The organism is Marinimicrobium sp. UBA4509 (genome assembly GCF_002388575.1).
Classification (GTDB): domain Bacteria; phylum Pseudomonadota; class Gammaproteobacteria; order Pseudomonadales; family Cellvibrionaceae; genus Marinimicrobium; species Marinimicrobium koreense.
The window spans coordinates 89644-110358 of record NZ_DGMV01000027.1; the positions used below are offsets into that span (position 1 = coordinate 89644).

18 protein-coding genes are annotated in these 20715 nt (G+C 57.0%); 10 read left to right on the forward strand and 8 right to left on the reverse strand.

The annotated features are described in order from the left end of the window. Nucleotides 1-12: 12 nt before the first annotated feature. Together B3520_RS03420 and B3520_RS03425 are read left to right on the forward strand one after the other, a co-directional pair. Nucleotides 13-672, forward strand: a complete 660-nt coding sequence (locus B3520_RS03420) for a cytochrome c3 family protein (protein WP_265366319.1) — start codon at nt 13-15, stop codon at nt 670-672. 40 nt (nt 673-712) lie between these two features. Next, on the forward strand, nt 713-901 hold the full coding sequence (locus B3520_RS03425; RefSeq protein ID WP_286804602.1) for a hypothetical protein: 189 nt from the start codon (nt 713-715) through the stop codon (nt 899-901). A gap of 2 nt (nt 902-903) precedes the next feature. On the opposite strand, the gene B3520_RS03430 is transcribed toward B3520_RS03425, so the two are convergent. The 3 genes from B3520_RS03430 to B3520_RS03440 all read right to left on the reverse strand — a co-directional run bounded on the left by B3520_RS03430 (nt 904) and on the right by B3520_RS03440 (nt 6234). Continuing rightward, nucleotides 904-1614: a DUF6445 family protein gene (locus B3520_RS03430; protein WP_286804603.1), complete on the reverse strand. Its 711-nt coding sequence runs from the start codon at nt 1612-1614 to the stop codon at nt 904-906. Continuing rightward, nucleotides 1604-3085 carry a tryptophan halogenase family protein gene (locus B3520_RS03435; RefSeq protein ID WP_286875418.1) on the reverse strand — a complete coding sequence of 494 codons (1482 nt, stop codon included), beginning with the start codon at nt 3083-3085 and terminating at the stop codon, nt 1604-1606. The genes B3520_RS03430 and B3520_RS03435 overlap by 11 nt, the downstream gene beginning before the upstream one ends. A 149-nt stretch (nt 3086-3234) precedes the next feature. After that, nucleotides 3235-6234: a TonB-dependent receptor gene (locus B3520_RS03440; protein ID WP_286804606.1), complete on the reverse strand. Its 3000-nt coding sequence runs from the start codon at nt 6232-6234 to the stop codon at nt 3235-3237. A 1092-nt stretch (nt 6235-7326) separates the two neighbouring features. On the opposite strand from B3520_RS03440, the gene B3520_RS03445 reads away from it, so the two are divergent. From B3520_RS03445 to B3520_RS03460, 4 genes are all read left to right on the forward strand, one after another. Continuing rightward, the gene (locus B3520_RS03445) at nt 7327-8637 is read left to right on the forward strand and encodes a CmpA/NrtA family ABC transporter substrate-binding protein (RefSeq protein ID WP_286804607.1); all 1311 of its coding nucleotides are present in this window, start codon (nt 7327-7329) and stop codon (nt 8635-8637) included. 60 nt (nt 8638-8697) lie between these two features. Further along, the gene (locus B3520_RS03450) at nt 8698-9684 is read left to right on the forward strand and encodes an ABC transporter permease (protein ID WP_286804608.1); all 987 of its coding nucleotides are present in this window, start codon (nt 8698-8700) and stop codon (nt 9682-9684) included. A gap of 14 nt (nt 9685-9698) precedes the next feature. After that, on the forward strand, nt 9699-10550 hold the full coding sequence (locus B3520_RS03455) for an ABC transporter ATP-binding protein (RefSeq protein WP_286804609.1): 852 nt from the start codon (nt 9699-9701) through the stop codon (nt 10548-10550). A gap of 69 nt (nt 10551-10619) precedes the next feature. After that, a complete protein-coding gene (locus B3520_RS03460; protein ID WP_286875420.1) occupies nt 10620-11804 on the forward strand; it encodes an alginate export family protein in 1185 nt (394 codons plus the stop codon). A 12-nt stretch (nt 11805-11816) separates the two neighbouring features. On the opposite strand, the gene B3520_RS03465 is transcribed toward B3520_RS03460, so the two are convergent. Next, entirely contained in the window at nt 11817-12032 is a 216-nt protein-coding gene (locus B3520_RS03465) for a hypothetical protein (RefSeq protein WP_265366328.1), read from the reverse strand. A gap of 158 nt (nt 12033-12190) precedes the next feature. Here B3520_RS03465 and gmk point away from each other — a divergent pair, with 158 nt between their 5' ends. The 3 genes from gmk to spoT all read left to right on the forward strand — a co-directional run bounded on the left by gmk (nt 12191) and on the right by spoT (nt 15372). Next, entirely contained in the window at nt 12191-12808 is a 618-nt protein-coding gene (gmk, locus tag B3520_RS03470) for a guanylate kinase (RefSeq protein WP_286804612.1), read from the forward strand. Between the two features lie 122 nt (nt 12809-12930). Beyond that, on the forward strand, nt 12931-13206 hold the full coding sequence (gene rpoZ / locus B3520_RS03475) for a DNA-directed RNA polymerase subunit omega (RefSeq protein ID WP_024461656.1): 276 nt from the start codon (nt 12931-12933) through the stop codon (nt 13204-13206). A 57-nt stretch (nt 13207-13263) separates the two neighbouring features. Then, entirely contained in the window at nt 13264-15372 is a 2109-nt protein-coding gene (gene spoT / locus B3520_RS03480) for a bifunctional GTP diphosphokinase/guanosine-3',5'-bis pyrophosphate 3'-pyrophosphohydrolase (protein ID WP_286804613.1), read from the forward strand. Between the two features lie 53 nt (nt 15373-15425). On the opposite strand, the gene galK is transcribed toward spoT, so the two are convergent. The 3 genes from galK to B3520_RS03495 all read right to left on the reverse strand — a co-directional run bounded on the left by galK (nt 15426) and on the right by B3520_RS03495 (nt 19110). Continuing rightward, nucleotides 15426-16568, reverse strand: coding sequence for a galactokinase (galK, locus tag B3520_RS03485; protein ID WP_286875422.1), 1143 nt, complete (start codon nt 16566-16568; stop codon nt 15426-15428). After that, entirely contained in the window at nt 16568-17614 is a 1047-nt protein-coding gene (locus B3520_RS03490; protein WP_286804615.1) for a UDP-glucose--hexose-1-phosphate uridylyltransferase, read from the reverse strand. The genes galK and B3520_RS03490 overlap by 1 nt, the downstream gene beginning before the upstream one ends. 311 nt (nt 17615-17925) lie before the next feature. Then, nucleotides 17926-19110, reverse strand: coding sequence for an MFS transporter (locus B3520_RS03495; RefSeq protein ID WP_286804616.1), 1185 nt, complete (start codon nt 19108-19110; stop codon nt 17926-17928). Between the two features lie 264 nt (nt 19111-19374). Here B3520_RS03495 and B3520_RS03500 point away from each other — a divergent pair, with 264 nt between their 5' ends. Continuing rightward, a complete protein-coding gene (locus B3520_RS03500) occupies nt 19375-19758 on the forward strand; it encodes a RidA family protein (RefSeq protein WP_123638667.1) in 384 nt (127 codons plus the stop codon). Here the strand turns inward: B3520_RS03500 and B3520_RS03505 are convergent, their stop codons facing one another. After that, nucleotides 19759-20652, reverse strand: coding sequence for a chemotaxis protein (locus tag B3520_RS03505; protein WP_286804617.1), 894 nt, complete (start codon nt 20650-20652; stop codon nt 19759-19761). Between the last annotated feature and the right edge of the window lie 63 nt (nt 20653-20715).

Here is a 20715-nt window from a genome sequence, read left to right on the forward strand (position 1 = left end):
CGGGGGACGGTTATGTGGAAAACACTGAAGGCGTATTGGAAAACGTTCAATCGACCCGCGACGCACATCAGCCTGGGGGTTCTGACTCTCGGCGGGTTCATTGCCGGCATCATATTCTGGGGCGGCTTCAACACGGCATTAGAATTCACCAACACCGAAGAATTCTGCATCAGTTGCCATGAAATGAAGGCCAACCCCTACGAGGAGTTGATCCCGACCATTCACTACACCAACCGCTCCGGTGTGCGCGCCACCTGTTCAGACTGCCACGTTCCCCACGACTGGACCTACAAAATCGCCCGCAAAATGGAGGCCTCCAAGGAGGTGTGGGGCTGGATCTTTGGCACCATCGATACCCGGGAAAAGTTTCTGGACAAGCGCCGCATGCTCGCCGAGCGCGAGTGGCGCCGGCTGAAAGCCAACGACTCACTGGAGTGTCGCAACTGCCACAACTTCGAGTATATGGACTTTACCCAGCAGTCGCCCCGGGCCCGGGAAATGCACTCTACCCTGCTGGCCAGCGGCGAGAAAACCTGCATTGACTGCCACAAGGGCATCGCCCACAACCTGCCAGACATGCGCGGCGTGGAATCGGGCTTTCACGGCGACCTGAGCGAGGTCTACGCCCCCGGCAGCACGGCCGTGGCCCGGTTTCTGTTGACCGAGGAATAGCCTTCGCTCACAATTCCGGGACCGACCAGGAGACCGAATTGTGAGCGACAACGTCATTGCCTTCAAACGGCCCAGCGCCAAAGAAAAGCACAAGGGTAAGACCTTGTGCCGCAGTGGCTTTCATAAGTGGAAGGTGGTTACCGAGCGTAAGTTTGATGTCAAGCAGGGGAAGTTGGTGACCCAGCTGAGGTGCACTCGGTGCAGTAAAGAGAAAGTGGAAGCGCTCTGATACTAACCGGCTACATCAATAAAGCTGTTAATTGATAAGCGGCCGGTGAGCGGGTCAGAATCCGGATGAAAGTCGGCTTCGATGCAGCCCGAATGAAGGATATTGCGGGGATAGACCACCATCCGATTGAAAACACCTTCAATGCGATCGATTTCTTCGAATAACGGCGTAGATCCATTGATGTAGGCACGGCCGGGCATATTGGGTCCATCATTCTCCGACTCCAATGACCGCAAGTAGGCCACTTTCCTCTCTTCCGTGAGCCGCTCAAAGCCGGTTTTGCGATGTCGATAGAACGCCGTGCCACCGTACCCGGATCGAAACAGGTAGTGGATGGCTGCCAGGCCTTCTGGTTCCAAAGAATCGAAATGGGGAATACGCTGCAACAGCGACAGTCGCTCCGGCGGTGTCGTGACCAATGAATACTGGCACATGGTAAATTTGAGCGTCCGGCCAGACAAGCCAAAGGCATCCGCTATGGCCCCTTGAAGACTCTCCAGCACAAAGCGCTGGTAAGAAAGAGAGACAGGCGCTCGAATGCCGGGGAAGAAGCGCGACAGGGTCGTAAAGTTCAAATGACTCGCTTCTGCACGCAGCCGCTCTGGCTGCTCCACCAATTGGTCAATGATCATTATCGGTGTGCGCTCTTCCCCGACATGTTCGATCCGAATCGACCGATCAGGCGATGGGGCCCATACACGATCAACGCTCACGACAATACTCCTCAACGAATGCTCCGTGCGGGGGGAGCTTCTCTACCCCCAAACTCACCTGCCGCCTGAAATCATCCAACGTTTTCTTCAGTCGCTCATCACCCATAGCACGGACAACCGGGTGGTAGCGTTCTGGATTGATTCGTTGCCCCAACATGACCTGCACCCATGAATCAAGGCGGAACAGTTCGTTTGGAGACTGGTAGGCATGCCCCTGCTCCCGAAATAGAGCGATGCGCTCCCGTAATGACTCCGGAATGCTCATGCTACCGCAGTGACGCCAAAATGGGCTGTCAGACCGTTCTGTAGCGTGATAATGCAGAATGATAAAGTCTCGAATCTTTTCCAGCTCCTCTTCTGCAATCCGATTGTAATGGCTCACCAATGAAGGCGTTACACCGTCAAAGGGAAAGAGCTGTATCAACCGCGTCATGCTGATCATGATCAGGTGGATTGACGTCGACTCCAACGGCTCAACGAAACCACTGGACAAGCCCACGGCCACACAATTTTTGTTCCAGGTCTGACGCCGCCGTCCCGTGCGAAACCGGATCAGACGCGGGTCAGTCAGGGGTTTCCCCTCGATACTGGATAAGAGCCGATCCCGCGCGGCTTCATCGCTTAAATACCGGCTGCAGTACACCAGGCCATTTCCCACTCGATGCTGGAGTGGAATACGCCACCGCCAACCACTGTCGTGAGCACTGGACAGAGTGTAGGGTGGTGGTGGGCCGACGGATTCTGTCTGTACCGCCAAGGCGCTGTCACAGGGCAACCAATGACTCCAGTCCTCATAGCCGGTATGCAGAGCTTGCTCAATGAGCAATCCACGAAATCCGGTACAGTCGATGAACAGATCCCCCTCCACCACATCCCCGGATGCCATTTCCAGTGACTCGATATGGCCTGAATCGGGATTCAGCTGCACCTGTTGGATTTTGCCCTCGATGCGCGTAACACCCTCGCTTTCACTCTTGGATCGCAAAAAGGCGGCGTATCGGGTCGCATCCAGATGGTAGGCGTAGTTCAGGCTGCCGTTTGACGAGGTAGCGAACTTGCCCTCCCGAGCCGCCTCATGCTCCACGCAGTATTCCCCGAACTCTCCACCGAAACCCTGCTCCCGGGCACGCAGCCAGAAATGCTGAAAGTCAGCCATCCAGGTTTCCTTTCCGGTCTTTCCGAAAGAGTGGATATAGCGATCGCCGTCCCGTGCCCAATTCTCGAAGGCGATGCCCAATTTGAATGTGGCGCCTGTGGCTGCCATAAATTGCTGTTCATCTACACCAATCAGTCGGTGAAAGTTGCGCATGGGCGGAATACTGGCTTCACCGACACCGACGGTACCAATGTCTTCGGATTCGACAAGCACAATATTGAGCAAATCGCCAAGCTGCGACGACAATGCCGCCGCGCAGACCCAGCCAGCAGTGCCACCACCTGCAATTACCACTTTGCGTACGGGCTTGTTCACGATGCTCTCCTGTCAAACAAGTTCAATCTGCAGAAACCATATCACGGTTTTTCCAGAAACTCACCGGCAAAAAAAAGGCCGCTGCAAGCAGCGACCTTTTTTCTTACCAGGGACCACGCCAAGAGGCGGGTCCAGGCTTTCGCACGACCTTAGAAGGCGTAGCGAGCACCGATCTGGTAGCGAGCGCCCTGGTCTTGCAGATCCCAGAGCTGGTTCACAGAGCGACCATGTTGGCGAATATTTTCTTCGGTCAGGTTGATACCTTCGAAGAATACCGTCAGGTCGTCGGTCACATCGTACGCAACGTTCAGGTCAAGCTGAGAGTACTCCTCAACATAAACCGGGTTCCGCGAGTTACCACGGTTGGTTTCATTGAGGAACTTGTCACGCCAGTTGTACGCCAGACGCACGGTGAAACCGTAGTTCTCGTAAATACCTACGAGGTTGGCGGTGTCACTCAAACCTAGCAGCGCGAACTGTGACTCCGAAGGATCGCCCAGATCGTTGAACGCTACATCACCACGAACGATGGTGTAGTTGGCCTGGACACCGAAACCGGTATCGCCAAAGAAGTGCTGGGCAGCCAGTTCGCTACCGTACAGCTTAGCTTCGCGGTTGTTTACCGGTGTAGCGGTATTGAACACCATCAGCGGATCTTCCGCATTCGGAGTCAGATCGTAATCGGTCGCAACGTCTACAGCGAAGTCAGCGTCGTCACTGTAGTCAGCCGCCCCATTCGGGAAAGCATCAGGATTATCCAACACAGCGGTCATGACAAACAGTGACGTATCGTTAATGTCATAGCCACCATCGGACAACGCCTGAGCTGCCTCTTCGACTCGAGGACCATTGGTTACGTCACGCAGACCGAAGTGACTTTCCGGAATCTGCTCCGTACCGATGAAGTTGCTCACGCGCTTCTCGAAGAAGCCAGCTGACACATAGCTGGACTCATCGTAGTACCACTCAACCGACAGATCCAGGTTATCTGATTCCAAAGGCTTCAGTGACGGGTTGGTCGCGTTTGCAGTCGGAGTGGATCCCAAATAGGTGGAACCTACGTTTCCGAAGCCGCCCACGGATGCTGCCAACTGGCCGTAACCGGCGCGAGCAATGGTTTTGCTGTAAGAAAAGCGAGCTTTGACGTCATCTGTCAGCGCGATATCAAAATCCAGGCTGGGCAGAAGGTTGTCGTAATCAGACTTGACGGTAAACGCTTCCGTATTTTCACTGAAGACAGTCTGGAAGTCATTGTTGTCTTGCCAGACTCGAGCATCCGGAATCAAGGTGAATGACGTTGAGGTCACATCAGTGGTCTCGTAGCGGAAGCCGGTCACCAAGTTAGTTTCCATTCCGCCCAGCTCGCCCTGGATAGTTACTTGGGCGAACAATGCGTTGATATCTTCTTCAATCAGGTTGTTATTGGAGAAGTCCGGGTTATAAGCCACCGCATAGCCATTATCGGCAGTGCCGTATTCGCTAACAGCCCACTCCGCCAAGGCCACCGGATTGCCGCGGGCGCCGTTCTGGAAACCACCGCCAGTGGGGTAATCATCGAACTGTCCCAACAGGCTGAACTCTTGCAGCAAGCCATCAGGAATTTCACCCGGGTTGGCTACACCCCAATCACCCAGCGCCATGTAGCGATCCGAGTTCTGCTGTTCCATTTCTACCGTACGGCTTTCAACACCGAAGTCGAAACGGCCATCGTCAAACTCGAAAGCACCATTGAGCTGTACTTGAGTGACGTCAGTAGTCTGACCCGCGTACCAGACCCGAGCGACCTGGGAGCCGAAGTCATTCAAACTGAAGCCATTTTCAAATGTCGCCTGAGTCAGCGGCAGATCTCGATCCCAATCCGTTACCTGAGACGTCTGGGTCGGGTTGGCCACACTCACGTCGATAGAGCCAGCGTTACCCGGACCGTCCGGCAGACTCTCCATGGTCGAGTCATGAACGTCAAAGTTGAAGCTCAAGCGATCGTTGACCTGCCACTCAGCGTTAAAGCCAATAGAAGTAAGTTCGTCGCGCTGTTCACGCCACTGCTGCTCGTACCCGTTATCCTTGTTGGCCAAGGTTTCGGAGTAAATCGCTGGGGTAGCGACTGCAGAGTCATCGAATACCAGACGATCAACGGTGTTGCCATTGGCATACCAGAAGGTCTGCTCGCCACGATGCTCAGTAAGATAATTCTCAGCGTACACCAGATCACCGGTCAGGGTGAGGTTGTCCTGGGGCTGGAACTGCAGGGTCAACATGGCGTTGGTGCGTTCACGATGACGATCTGAAACGGAGTAACGAATATCGTTAGGGCGACCATACAATTGGCCATCTTCCGGCGCATTTTCAATCACCGCGTCATCGGTGAAGGAGTAGAGCTCATCCTCACCCCAACGACCAATGTTCCAGTCGTTAGAGGTTGCACCCGCAGCTCCGGAATCACGCTCCTGGAAGCTGGCTGCCAAACTTACACCAAAGGTGTCGGAGTCATCAGTCCAGCTGAAGATGCCGGACAGCTCGGGGGTCAGGTCATCACCCGTCAGAGTGGTGGTATCGTGAACGGCTTTAAAGCCCACGCTACCTTCGGTTCCGCGATCCAGAGGACGGGCGGTCTTGATGTTAATGGTACCGCCAATACCGCCGGTTGCGATGCTGGCGCGACCGGTTTTGTAAACTTCCAGTCCAGAAACGCTTTCTGACGCCAGGTTGGCAAAATCAAAGGCGCGCGTGCCACCACCGCGGGTACCGCTGGCGCCACTACCACCACCGAAGGTGCTGGCGGCAGGAAGCTGGCGACCATTCAGGGTCACCATGTTGTTGTCGCCGCCAAAGCCGCGGATGGTGACCGAAGAACCCTCGCCGTTACGGCGGTCAATGGACACACCGGTAATACGCTGCAGGGATTCAGCCAGGTTGGTGTCGGGGAACTTACCGATATCTTCGGCAGAAATAGCATCGACCACACCTGTGGCGTCACGCTTGATGTCCATCGCCTGCTGCAGTGATCCGCGGATACCGGTGACCACCACCTCTTCCAGCATGGGCTCGCCCTGCTGCGCGAATGCACCGCCGCTGAAGCCAGCCAGGGCCGACGAGGCCACGACTGAGGCGATCAGGCGCTTTTGAAAACTTTTACGATTGGGATTCATGGAACTCTCCTTACTGAGACCAGGTTATTATTGTCGGCACACAAGGTGCCGCAAATCATTTGCCAGCAATCCGTAAATAGCTGTTGTACGGTTTTTGGTTGATCACCACCGCTGAGCCAGGGGCAGAGTCCCTTACTGTTGTTGTCATTTCCTGCTTCGGCATCCAGACGCTCTCACTCTCCGAAAACCGATCACCGCAAACCCAATTCGGCGTCCGCTCACACGACACAGGCACCTAATTGCCAACCGGAATAAGTGCGCTAATTTTTATAACTTAGCAGGTCCGCTGACGCTTAGATTATCCTCTATGTGCCGCCTAAACCCACATTAGGGTTATAGTGACCATAAATATTAGTCTTCTAGACTATTACACTCCCGCCCATACCTTGTCAACAACCAATTGCTTAGACGAAACAATCAGTTATGAGGTCTTGATGAGGCCTTCTTCAGATTAGTTCCGCCATGACCAAAGCGCAAATATTTAAGCACTTATAAATAAGAGAGCGTACTTACATTTTATTGTACTACTATACTATTTTTTGTTGGGTTAAGCCTTTGCTCTGACTCATCGCATCAGGCCCCGCATCCCAGAGTCAACTGGCTAGTCCTGCTTGCCTCATTCTCGCGCACCCAAAACCCCGTCCACCGTACCAACTTGGCGCACTCTTTCTGTCGTCATGCCCGCGCTTGAGCCAAACACAGCTGGATTATCCTGACCCACGATGAAGCACCTCTCTGTTTTTCGGTCCACCGCTGTGCAAATCGGCCAACCCTCCCCTCATTTACGGGAAATTTCCTGGATCTGCTCAGTCGTCGTTTCGTTGGCACAGCTTTTGAATACACCAGCTCGTGCACCCGACATTCACTTGTCCCTTTAGTTTGCGATCGTGAGCCAAGCCATCTGATTGTTCCTGTCGAACAGTCAGCGACACATGACGATCAGTTCCGTCATCCGTGTTTTTCACTTTTCAGGAGTCAACAATGAACACCTTTCTTGACGCGCTTCGCTCTTTGCGTCGCTCATTGCGACGCCCTCTATCATCCTGCTTTTGTCAGATCTCAAAACGGTTGGGATTTGCATTGATTGCTTTAATGAGCCATTCCACATTGGCCGTTGGGCCACCCGAGAAAGCAGACCTGCGGTTTGGCTTCATCAAGCTGACCGACATGGCCCCTTTGGCCATTGCACTGGAAAAAGGCTACTTCGAGGATGAAGGCCTTTTCGTCGAGCTGGAAGCTCAGGCGAACTGGAAAGTGTTATTGGACGGGGTGATCGACGGGCAGTTGGACGGCGCTCACATGCTGGCCGGTCAACCACTGGCGGCCACCATTGGCTACGGCACCAAAGCCGATATCATCACCCCCTTTTCCATGGACCTGAACGGCAATGGCATTACCGTTTCCAACCAGGTTTGGGAGGCAATAAAACCTCACTTGCCAACCGGCGCAGATGGAAAAATACAACATCCGATCCATGCCGATGTCCTGAAGCCGGTCATTGAATCAATGGCCAAAAAAGGTGAAAGCTTCAAAATGGGAATGGTGTTTCCCGTTTCCACACACAACTATGAACTCCGCTACTGGCTCGCCGCCGGCGGTATACATCCGGGGTTCTACGCTCCCCACAAAGGAGACACCTCCGGCCAGAGGCAGGCCGACGCCTTCTTGAGTGTAACGCCACCACCCCAGATGCCTTCAACCCTTGAAGCAGGCACTATTCACGGCTATTGCGTGGGGGAACCCTGGAATCAACAGGCCGTTTTCAAAGGCATCGGTGTGCCCGTCATCACGGATTACGAAATCTGGAAAAACAATCCCGAAAAAGTGTTTGGGATAACCCGGGAGTTCTCCGAAAAGTACCCCAACACCACCATTCGCCTGACCAAGGCGCTGATTCGTGCGGCCAAATGGTTGGATGCAGACGATAACGCCAACCGGGAGGAAGCCTCGAAAATTCTCTCTCAGCCCTACTACGTCGGGGCCGACTATGAAGTGATTGCCAATTCCATGACCGGCACGTTCGAGTATGAAAAAGGCGATACCCGAGAGGCTCCGGATTTCAATGTATTTTTCCGCCACAACGCGACCTATCCTTATTACTCGGACGCCATCTGGTACCTCACGCAGATGCGCCGCTGGGGCCAGATCAGCGAATCCAAACCAGATGCGTGGTACTTCGACATAGCCCGAAAGGTCTATCGCCCGGACATTTATGCGCAGGCAGCCCAAGCGCTTATTGCAGAGGATTATGCGGTCGCCGACGAGTTCCCCGACTTTGCCAACGAGTCCGGCTTCAAGCCCCCGCAGGATGATTTCCTCGATGGCATTACTTACGACGGGACCAAGCCGACCAACTACATCGAATCACTGGAAATCGGTCTGAAACAGAACGACACCCTGTAGTCCCGCATTTAGATATGTTGGGCGCTGCAAATCGCCCAACCTTACCCGGAGGACGTCACCATGACTTCCACAACCTTTCAGAAACCCAGGTGGTTTCGCTGGCCCATCAGCGGCGACCGGTTGACGAACATCGTCAGCGCCATCACCTTGCCCTTGATTGGACTGGCTCTTTTCATTGGCGCCTGGCACATCGGCGCCCAGCAGGTAAACACCTCGCTGGGCACCTTTCCCGGGCCCGCTGCCGTCTTTGAGCAGTGGCAGAACCTGATCGATGAACACCAGTCGGAGAATCTTCGGGCGCAAGCGTTTTACGAACGACAGGAGAAGCGTCACGAGCGGCAATTGGACAAGAATCCAGATGCACAGCTCACCTTTCGGGACTATAACCGTCGTCCGACATTTTTCGATCAGATAGTTACCAGCCTGTTTACCGTGATGACCGGCTTTCTTCTGGCTACTGCGGTGGCTATTCCATTGGGGATAGTCATCGGCCTGAGTACTACCACCTACAGGGCAATCAATCCGATCATCCAGATATTCAAACCGGTATCCCCTTTGGCGTGGCTACCGCTGGTCACCATGGTGGTGAGCGCGGTTTACGTCAGCGATGACCCGATGTTTGAAAAGTCCTTTATCACCTCGGTGATTACCGTGGCGCTGTGCAGCATCTGGCCAACCCTGATCAACACCGCCGTGGGCACCGCCAGCATTAACAGCGACCTGCTCAACGTCAGTCGGGTGCTGAGCCTCAACTGGTTCACTCATGTAAAAACCATTGTACTGCCCTCGGCCATTCCCATGATGTTCACCGGACTTCGGCTGTCACTGGGTATTGCCTGGATGGTATTGATTGCTGCGGAAATGCTCGCCCAGAACCCGGGGCTGGGAAAATTTGTCTGGGACGAATTCCAGAACAGGTCCTCCAACTCCCTCGGACGCATTTGCGTCGCAGTATTGATGATCGGGTTCATTGGCTTTTTGCTGGACCGCTGTCTACTGCTGATTCAGAGCCGCGTCAACTGGGATAAAACAGCGATCTCTCGCTAACCAAGGAGTTTGATATGAGTCAAGTTCACCTCGAATTAACCCAGGTCGGGATCGATTTTCCCACTCCCAAAGGTCCGTTCAACGCACTCAGGGATGTAAACTTGAAAATCGGTCAGGGCGAGTTTGTTTCGCTGATCGGCCATTCCGGCTGCGGTAAATCCACCGTGCTCAATATAGTCGCCGGTCAGTATCAAGCCACCAGTGGCGGCGTGGTGCTCAATGGCAGGGAAGTGAACTCTCCGGGACCCGAGCGTGCAGTGGTGTTTCAGAATCACTCGCTGCTCCCATGGCTGACGGTTTACGACAATGTCGCACTCGCGGTCAAGCAGGTCTTCAAGGGTCAGAAGTCCAGGGCGGAAATGCGTGACTGGATCGAACACAACCTGGCACTGGTACAGATGACCCACGCCATGCACAAGCGCCCCGGTGAAATTTCCGGCGGCATGAAGCAACGGGTCGGCATTGCCAGGGCGCTGGCCATGGAGCCGCAGGTGTTACTGATGGATGAACCCTTCGGCGCGCTCGATGCACTGACCCGCGCACACCTTCAAGATTCGCTGATGGACATTCAGGCCACCCTGGGCAACACGGTCATCATGATCACCCACGATGTGGATGAGGCGGTTTTACTGTCCGACCGGATCGTGATGATGACCAACGGCCCATCAGCCACCATCGGAGAGGTTCTGCCCGTATCCCTGGAGCGCCCGCGGAACCGACTCGATCTGGTGGACAGCCCCGAGTACAACGAGTGCCGCAGTGCCGTGCTGCGTTTTCTGTACGAGAAGCAGAAGAAGATTGAATCCATTGGCGCCAAACGAAAGGCCAAAAAAAGTTGGGCACAAAAATTGAAAATTACCGGCTAGCTGCTCTATAGACAAAAACATCTTTTACCAAAAATCCATTACCCGATTACAGAACTGGAGAAACCTGCAATGCACAGAATGACTTATCCCCTGAGCGCCTCGCTCGCCCTATGCCTGAGCGCCCCGGCCGCTGTTGCTCAAAACGGTATTGTCGAAGCCCTGCAAAGCGGCGAGACCCAACTGCATCTGCGCACCCGTTTCGAAGATGTGGACCAGGACGACGTGGAAGGCGCCAGCGCCTTCACTCAAAAAACCCGCCTGACCTATGCCTCCGGACGCTATGAAGGCTTCAACCTGCTGCTGGAGATGGACGACACCACCGCGATCACCGATGTTGACTACAACGACGGCACCGGCATCAACCCGGGCACCGCCGTCATCGCCGACCCGGAAGGCACCGAGATCAACCAGTCCTACCTGGCCTATCAGGCCGGCGCCACCCAGGTGAAGTATGGCCGCCAACGCATTCTGCTGGACAATCAACGCTTTGTCGGTGGCGTCGGCTGGCGCCAGAACGAGCAGACCTACGACGGATTCTCGGTCAGCAGCAAAGCGGTGGATCAATTCGAGCTGTTCTACGCCTACGTGCACAACGTGAACCGCATTTTTGGTGAGAGTGTGGCCGGTGGCGATCACAAGCATCAGAGCCATCTGCTCAACGGCAAATACACCGGGCTTAATGCCGGCACGCTGGTGGCCTACGCCTATCTGCTGGACAACGAGACGGCGCCGGGGCTGGCCAGTGATACCCTGGGGCTGCGCTGGCAGGGCACCGTCAACGAGACCTTCAGCTACAACCTGGAGTACGCCGCCCAAAGTGAGGCGGGCGACAACCCGACCGACTATTCCGCAAGCTACCTGATGGCCGAAGGGCTGGCCAAGGGGGAGGGGTTCAATCTCAAACTGGGCTACGAGGTGCTGGGCTCGGATGACGGCGCCGCGGCGTTCGCCACACCCCTGGCCACGCTGCACGCCTTCCAGGGCTGGACGGACAAGTTTCTGGCAACGCCCGCCACCGGGGTAGAGGATATGTACTTCAGTGTGGGGCGACCGGTCGGGCCCGTGAACCTGACGCTGGTGTATCACGACCTGAGCGCCAATGAGGGGGATGCCGATTATGGCTCCGAGCTCGGGTTGGTAGCTGGCACCAAGGTGGGGCCGGTGGGCCTGACCCTGAAGTACGCGGACTACAGCGCCGATGAGTTCGCCACGGATACCCGCAAACTGTGGCTGATGGCGGCGACCACTTTCTAATCGGTCGGTTCGTCAGGCGTTATCTTCCGGGCCCAGTTCCTCATCAATCAGCCCGATCACGGTGCCCACACCGTTTTCGCGCAGCCGCTCCAGGAGCTGGGCCAGGTCGTCGACCCGCTGCGGGTCAAGCAGCCCCGCCTCGTCGGGCACCAGGCGGCCTTTGTCGATCATCCGCTGCACAAAGGCCTCGCTGGCATTCAACCGCTCGGCGGCGGCCGCTTTCGTCATACCTTGTGTCACATTCACCTCATTGGTCGATTCTCGCCGGTGTCCGGTCGATGAACCCCGGTTAAAGCTGTGTCATAATGCCGTTTTTTAGCGCCAAAGTCGCCCTGCATTGCCGGCGTTACCCACTCAACCCAGACCGACCCGAGAAGAGCAGCTTCATGAGCAGCAAAGGCATTCTCTACACCGTTTCCGCCCCCTCCGGTGCGGGCAAAACCAGCCTGGTCAACGCCCTGGTGAAATCCAGCCCGGAAGTCTGTGTCTCGGTGTCTCACACCACTCGCCCCATGCGCCCCGGCGAGCAGGATGGCGTAAACTACCACTTTGTGGACCACGCCCGCTTTGAGGCCATGCTCGCCGAGAATGCTTTTCTGGAGCACGCTCAGGTGTTCAGCAACCTCTACGGCACCTCCCGTCACTGGGTGGAAGATACCCTCAACCAGGGGCTGGACGTCATCCTGGAAATCGACTGGCAGGGCGCCCGGCAGGTTCGCGAGCAACTTCAGGACACCGTCAGCCTGTTCATTCTGCCCCCGTCGCTGGCGGCCCTGCGCCAGCGTCTGACCGGGCGCGGTCAGGATCAGCCGGAGGTCATTGAGGCCCGTATGAACGAGGCCATCAACGAAATCTCCCACTACCGGGACGCGGACTATCTGATCATCAACGATGACTTCACCACCGCACTGGCCCAGTTCCAGGCCCTGATCACCAGCCAACACCTTAGACGCGACCGGCAGGAGCAGGTTCACAAAGCCATGCTGGACGAGTTATTGGGCTGACGCACGGCGCGCAAATTGTGTACAATATCCGGTCCGATTCCCGAATTTCCCGGCGCCGGCGCCCGGACCACTTGAAGGTCCAGGATACCGACGCCATATCAATACTGTGAGTACGAGACACTATGGCACGTATTACCGTTGAAGATTGCTTGGATCACGTCGACAACCGTTTCGAACTGGTGATGGTCAGCGCCAAGCGCGCCCGCCAGCTCGCCGTGGGCGGAAAAGACCCGCACGTTCCGGAAGAGAACGACAAGCCCACCGTCATCGCGCTGCGCGAAATCGAGGAAGGCTTTGTCGATGCCAGCATTCTGCTGGAGGCTGACGAGCCGATTCGCCAGGAAGCGCCCAGCGCCGAACACATTCAGGAGACTGAGGCCCAGCCCGGCAACGAGTAAGCGCCTCGCCATTTAATACCCGGCCGGGTCCGCCCCGGCCTCGTTTGGAGTAAGGCCTTGCAGACGATCGAAGCCTTGAGTCACAGGCTTTCATCCTACCTCGAGTACAGCCAAATCAATTTGGTGAAGCGGGCCTACTTTTACGCGGAACAAGCCCACGACGGACAACGGCGCCGCAGCGGCGAAGCCTACATTACCCACCCCCTGGCCGTCGCCGACATCCTCGCCAGCATGCACATGGACCATCAGAGCCTGATGGCCGCCATGCTGCACGACGTCATCGAAGACACCGGCATCAGCAAAAAGGCCATCGCCAAGCAGTTTGGCGATACCGTGGCCGAACTGGTGGACGGGGTGAGCAAGCTGACCCAGATCGAGTTTGAATCCCACGCCGAAAAGCAGGCCGAGAACTTCCAGAAAATGGCTCTGGCCATGGCCAACGACCTGCGGGTCATTCTGGTCAAACTGGCCGACCGACTGCACAACATGCGCACCCTGGGCGCCATGCCGCCCCACAAGAAACGCCGTATCGCCAAAGAAACCCTGGAAATCTACGCCCCTATCGCCCACCGCCTGGGCATGAATGACATCCGCCTGGAGTTCGAAGACCGCGGCTTCTACGCCATGCACCCGCTGCGGGCCAGCCGATTGCAGGCGGCCCTGAAAACCGCCCGGGGCAACCGCAAAGAGCTCGTCGAGCAGATTCAGACCGCCATTGAAAAGCGGCTGGAGCGGGAAGGGCTGATCGCCATGGTGATTGGCCGGGAAAAGCATCTGTACAGCATCTACGAGAAGATGCGCCAGAAAAAAAAGTACTTCAAGGAAATCATGGATGTTTACGCCTTCCGCATCATCGTGGACAGCGTGGACACCTGTTATCGGGTCCTCGGCGTCATTCACAACCTGTACAAACCCATTGCCGGAGAGTTCAAGGACTATATCGCCATCCCCAAGGCCAATGGTTACCAGTCCCTGCACACCGTGCTGCTGGGCATGCATGGCGTCCCGATCGAAGTGCAAATTCGCACCAAGGAAATGGACGAAATGGCCAACAACGGCATCGCCGCCCATTTCCTGTACAAGAATAGCGGTGACGAGAGCATCAGCCACAGTCGCGCCCGCCAATGGGTTCAGGGCCTGCTGGAGATGCAGCGTCGGGCGGGCGACTCGCTGGAGTTCATCGAGAACGTCAAAATCGACCTGTTCCCCGACGAAGTCTACGTGTTCACCCCGAAAGGACGCATTGTCGAATTGCCCCACGGGGCCACGCCGATTGACTTCGCCTACGCGGTCCACACCGACATTGGCCACAACTGCGTCGCCTGCCGGATCAACGGCCGGCTCGCGCCCCTGTCTCAGCCGCTGCAGAGTGGCCAGAAGGTCAATATCATTACCTCCCAGGGCGCCCAGCCCAACCCCAATTGGCTCAATTTCGCCGTGTCCGGCAAGGCCCGCAGCGCCATTCGCCACTTCCTCAAGCACCAGCGCCACCACCAGTCGGTCGCCCTGGGCAAGCGACTGCTGAGCCGCTCCTTGGCGGATGTCGGCCTCAAGCTGGATCAATTGAGCGAAGAGCAGGAAAAGCAGTTGCTCACCGCCACCCAGATGAAGTCCATGGAGGACCTGCTCGAGGATATTGGCCTGGGCAACCGGGTCGCGCAGGCGGTAGCCAAACTGCTGCAGCCGGACGCCGACGTCAATCCCCCCAGCGGCAGCATCTACTCACCGCTGACCATCGACTCCGCCGAAGGCATGATGATCACCTTCGCCCGCTGTTGCCGCCCGATTCCGGGCGACCCGATCATCGGTCACATCAGCTCGGGCAAGGGCCTGGTGGTCCACCAGGACACCTGCCGCAACATAACCGAGCTGCGCCACAAACCGGAGAAAATCAGCTACGTCAATTGGGCGCCCACGGTCACCGGCGAGTTCCTGGTGGATGTGCGGGTGGAAGTGGAGTCCGAGCGGGGCATCATCGCCACCCTGGCCACCCGGGTGACCGAGCAGGGCGGCTCCATTGAGCACATCAAGGTGAACGAACGGGACGCCCACAACAGCGTCATCAACCTTTGCATCGGCGTGCACAACCGCATTCACCTGGCCAATATCATGCGCCGGGTGCGTAACCTGAGCTTTGTCCTTCGGATCAATCGGGCGAAGAACTGATTCATTGGCGCCAAAGGGTCGCCGCCGCCCGTTTGGGTATCAAGCCGGTCGGCTCACTCCAGAAAAGCGCCGTTCTCCGGTGTACAGACATAGGTTTGCGCCCGCAAGCCCGTGCGCTTGTGATACTCCTCGGCCACGGCGCGTCGCACATCTTCAATCAGGTTCGTCGGCACTAGCGCAACCGCGCATCCGCCAAACCCACCGCCGGTCATTCGAGCGCCCCCCTGCGCACCCAGCACCTGCTGAATAATTGAAACCAGCGTGTCGATTGGCGGCACGGTTATTTCAAAATCGTCCCGCATAGAGTCATGCGATTGCGCCATCAGCCGGCTCACGGCTCGGTAATCGGATTCAGCCAATGCCCGGGCCATTGCCAGGGTTCGCGTATTTTCTGACACCACATGGCGTGCCCGACGGAACACCACATCCGACATCGCTGATTGTGCCTGTAGCAGGCTCTCAATATCGACTTCTCTCAGGGAATTGACCCCCAACACGCCGACAGCCTGCTCACATTGCTGACGACGAAGGTTGTACTCGCTTCCCACCAGTCCGCGCTTGACGTTTGAGTCGACGATGACAATCTGGAATTCGGGGTCAATAGCACGATGCTCAAACTGCAGCGACTCACAGTCCAGAAGCAGAGCGCCCCCCTGCTTTCCCAGCGCGGAGGCCATCTGATCCATTACGCCGCAGGAACAGCCGACAAATTCATTCTCGGCCCATTGGCCGAGCAACGCCGCATCGACGCCAGAGAGAGGCAACTCATAAAGGCTGGCGATCGCTTTGAGCAAGGCAATCTCCAGGGAAGCGGAAGAGCTCAGCCCCGCGCCTTGTGGCACATTACCGGTGATGGTCAGCTCCAATCCGCCCACGGGGTGCCGGACCATTAACGCCTTGAGTACACCTCGCACATAGTTGCTCCAGGGTTGAACCGGATCCTGCGTGATATCGTCGAGAGAAAAATGACTGGCGTCCCCAGAATAATCCAACGCCAACACCGACACCTTCCGATCCGGGCGTTTGGCGGCGGCCACCCAGGTGCCAAAATTGATGGCTGCTGGAAAGACAAAACCGCCGTTATAGTCGGTATGCTCACCCAGCAAATTGACGCGCCCCGGGGCATAGGCCACCGTTTCGGGCCGGCGGCCAAAGGTGCGCTCGAAAGACTGTGTCAGTTTTTCCGTTTCGTCCATCATTCCACCTGCTGTTTGTAGTGAACACGGGGCAAAGCCCGCAAACGTTCTGCCGCCTGTTCGGGCGTGAGATCGCGCTGCGCTTCCGCCAACATTTCATATCCCACCATAAACTTTTTCACACTCGCCGAGCGCAACAAGGGCGGGAAGAAGTGAGCGTGCAACCGCCACTCGGGGTGACTCTCTCCGTCAAACGGGGCGCCGTGCCAACCCATGGAGTAGGGAAAAGACGTTTGAAACAGGTTATCGTACAGAGTGGTCAAGTGCTGGATAGCCTCCGCCAGTAACCGGAAGCGGTCCGTGCTGAGCTCCGATAAGCGCGCTATGGGAAAGCGCGGTAGCAGCAGGGTTTCATAGGGCCAGGCCGCCCAATAGGGAACCACTACCAACCAGTCCTGGTTCTGAAACACTACCCGGATTTGTTGTGCCGTTTCGCGCTCGACATAATCGTCCAACATGGTGCGGCCCCGCTCCTGGAAATACCGGGCAAACCGTTCCTGTTTTCGCGCCGCCAATGTGGGCAGCTGTTGCTGCGCCCATACTTGCCCATGAGGGTGAGGGTTGGAGCACCCCATCATCGCCCCCTTGTTCTCAAACACCTGCACCCAGCGGTACTGCTCACCCAGTTCCCGGGTCTGCTCACACCAGCAGGCCACAACACGCTCCAGTTCATCGATACCCAGCTCGGGCAAGGTCTTACTGTGATCGGGCGAAAAGCAGATAACCCGACTGCAGCCCTGTTCGGACGCCAGAGTAAACAGTGGATCCTGGTCCTGCGTGACCGGTGTATCCGGTGTGAGCGCCGCAAAGTCGTTGTCGAACACATAGGTCGCGGCATAATCGGGATTCGGCTCACCGTTTACTCGGTGATTACCGGGGCAGAGGTAACAGGTGGCATCGTACGCCGGTCGGCGATGGGTATCGGGATCCTCGGACTGCCCCTGCCAGGGGCGTTTGGCACGATGTGGAGATACCAACACCCAGTCACCGGTCATGGGGTTCAGGCGTCGGTGGGCATGCTCAGCCGGATCAAACCTGTCATTCATAGTGGGTCACTCATTACTCCTGAACCAAAGCGCATGGACGGCCGATACGGCGCCTGGGGATAAGCAATGAGAGTAACAGGCGCCGGAAGAATTACCATGAAGGTTATCGGGTTCCGACTCAGTTTTGAATGTCAGGATCTATCGCCGGAGCGATAAATGAGTGTCTTTTATGCCTATTTTTATATATATAACGAAATAATATTGCTCTGATGATCAAAAAAACACATCCAGCCACCAATAATATGATTTATATTAGTTTTTGATGGCCTTTTCATGATTTGCCAGGTTTGACCACTCCGCTCGCGGCCTTTTTAAGCCTGACGCCGCTCCATCCGCCAGGCCAATGCGAAAAACACCAGCCCCGCCACGGCCGTGGTGGCACCGACATAACCCGTCGAACTCCAACCCAAGCCCGCCGAAATCGCCAGGCCTCCCAGCATAGGGCCAATGGCATTCGCCGTATTGAAGGCCGCGTGGTGGGAGGCGGCAGCCAGGGTCTGGGCGCCCACCGCCACATCCATCAGGTGGGTCTGAAGGGGCGGTGATACCGCCGCCACCGTGCCCACCAGGAAGGTCATCATCAGAATGCTCCACAGCTCACCGGTGGCCGAAGGGAACACCAGATACACCGCCAGGCTCCAGAGCAACGCGCCGCCCACCGCCTTGAACTGGAATTTGTCGAACAACCAGCCGCCGAGAATATTGCCCAGAAAGCCGCCCGCGCCGAAGGTCGCCATGGCGATGGGAATCCAGCCTTTTTCCACCTCGGTGACGTACAGCAGGGTAGGGGCCAGATAGCTGAACACGCAGAAGACGCCGGCAAAGCCGGTGGCACCGATCATCAGGGCCAGCCATACCTGAGGGCGGTGAAACGCCTTGAGTTCGGCCACCGGGCGGTTACGGGGCTGGTTTCGGTCCAGGGGCAGGTAAATGACAATCAGGATCACCGTCAGAAACGACACCGCCGCGACCAGGACAAAAGCATAGCGCCAACTGATGGACTGACCCAGCCAGGTTGCCAGCGGGTTGCCGATCAACACCGCCAGGGTCAGCCCGATCATCACCCGGCTGACCGCCTTGCCCCGATCACTGGGCGGCGCCAGACTGGCCACCACCAGAGCGGCCACCCCGAAATAGGTACCGTGGGGCAGGCCGGCAATAAACCGGAATGCCAGCAGCGACTCATAGCTCGGCGCCAGGGCACTGGCGATATTGGCCAGGGTGTAAAAGCCCATCAGACCGATCAGCAAGTGCCGCCGGAACAGCCGCGCGCCAAACACCGCCAGCAGCGGTGCCCCCACTACCACACCCAGTGCGTAGCTGCTGATGACATGACCGACCTGAGGCTCGCTCACCCCCAGACCCTCGGCGATACCCGGCATCAGGCCCATGGTGGCGAACTCCCCGGTACCGATACCAAAACCGCCCACGGCCAGGGCGATTTCGATCAGCCACATCTGGGCTTTGGTCAGGGTCGGGCTGGTGGAAGTGGTCATGTGCGGTCCGTAACTGTGAACGACGCCACCGCCGGCATGCCGCCTACTGTGCTGCATACCGTCATTCGGAGCGTTGTTGTGATTGTCGTTTGTGGGGAAAGAGGCTTATGGTGGGCTGCACCACAAAGGCGCGCATTGTACCCCATTTCGGGTAGCTCGCGCAGGGCGTCTCGATGAGGGCGCCGCGCAATATCTGGCCCTGACGCCCGCCAATCACTATACTGAGTGGTTTTCCCACGCAGAGCATTACCGAAGGATTCTGTTATGACCAACCGCGCCGTGATCCACACCGATAAGGCCCCGGAGGCCATCGGCACTTACTCGCAAGCCGTCAAAGTCGACAATACCGTTTACCTGTCGGGCCAGATTCCGCTGAACCCGGAAACCATGGAGTTGGTGGACGGAGGCTTTGAAGCCCAGGCCGAGCAGGTCTTTAAAAACCTGGCCGCCGTGTGTGAAGCCGCCAATGGCAGCCTGAACCACATCGTCAAGCTGAACCTCTATCTGACCGATCTGGACAACTTTACCGTGGTCAACGAAGTCATGGCGCGCCACTTCCGCCAGCCGTTCCCCGCCCGTGCTGCGGTGGGTATCAACCAGTTACCCAAGGGCGCGCTGTTCGAAGCCGAAGGCGTCATGGTGCTTTAATCAGCCCTCGGTCAGTGTTTTGGCGCCGCGAAGCATAGCGTGGACCAGCTCCTCGGCGTCGAACTTGGTGAGCGCTTCATTGGCACCAACCTGATGGGCATAGCTCACACTCATTTCGCTGTTCAGTGAGGTGTGCAGAATGATGTAAGCGTGGCTCAGCGCCTTGTCGTCACGCACGCTGAAGGCCAGCTCGTAACCGTCGAGCCCCGGCATTTCGATATCACTCACCAGAATATCAATGGCGTTGTTGCCTTTGGCCGCCTGGCGCATTCGCTGCAGGGCTTTTTCGCCATTGGTCAGTACCTGGTAGGGAATATTCAGTCCGTCCAGCGCATCCTGGAGTTGCTTGCGGGCCACATGGGAGTCGTCCACCAGCAGGATATTCAGCGGCTTGAGCTGTTCACGCTGGACATCGGTCAGCACCGCCCGACGGCGGCCCGGCGGATCGGGGTAAACCTGGGCAAAAAGCAGTTCCAGGTCGATCAACTGAACCGCCTGATCCTCGTGCATATACAGGCCGGTGACAAAGGCCCTCTTGCCCAGCATCTGCGGGGGCGCCTTCACCTCTTTCCAGTTGGCATCCACAATCCGGTCGATACCGCGCACCAGAAAGCCAATGTCCTTGCGCTGGCAGTCGGTTATGATGATCGACCCCTGACGCATCTCCTCGTCGGACAAGGGTTTGTAGCCCACCGCCGCCGCCATATCGATGACCGGAATGGTTTTGCCCCGCACGGTGGTCGCGCCGAGAATCGCCGGGTGTTCCTGCAGAATGCGGTTGAAACGGGTATAGGGAATGATCTCACGCACCTTGAGCGTGCCCATCGCAAAGCTCTGAGTAGGCGTAAGCTTGAAAAGCAGCAGTTTCTGGGCGTGTTGCGCCTTACCGTTCATGGGCAGTCCCGGAGTCCGAAGTGAGTCTGGTGTCAGGGGGATACACTAGCGTATCGGCGGTTT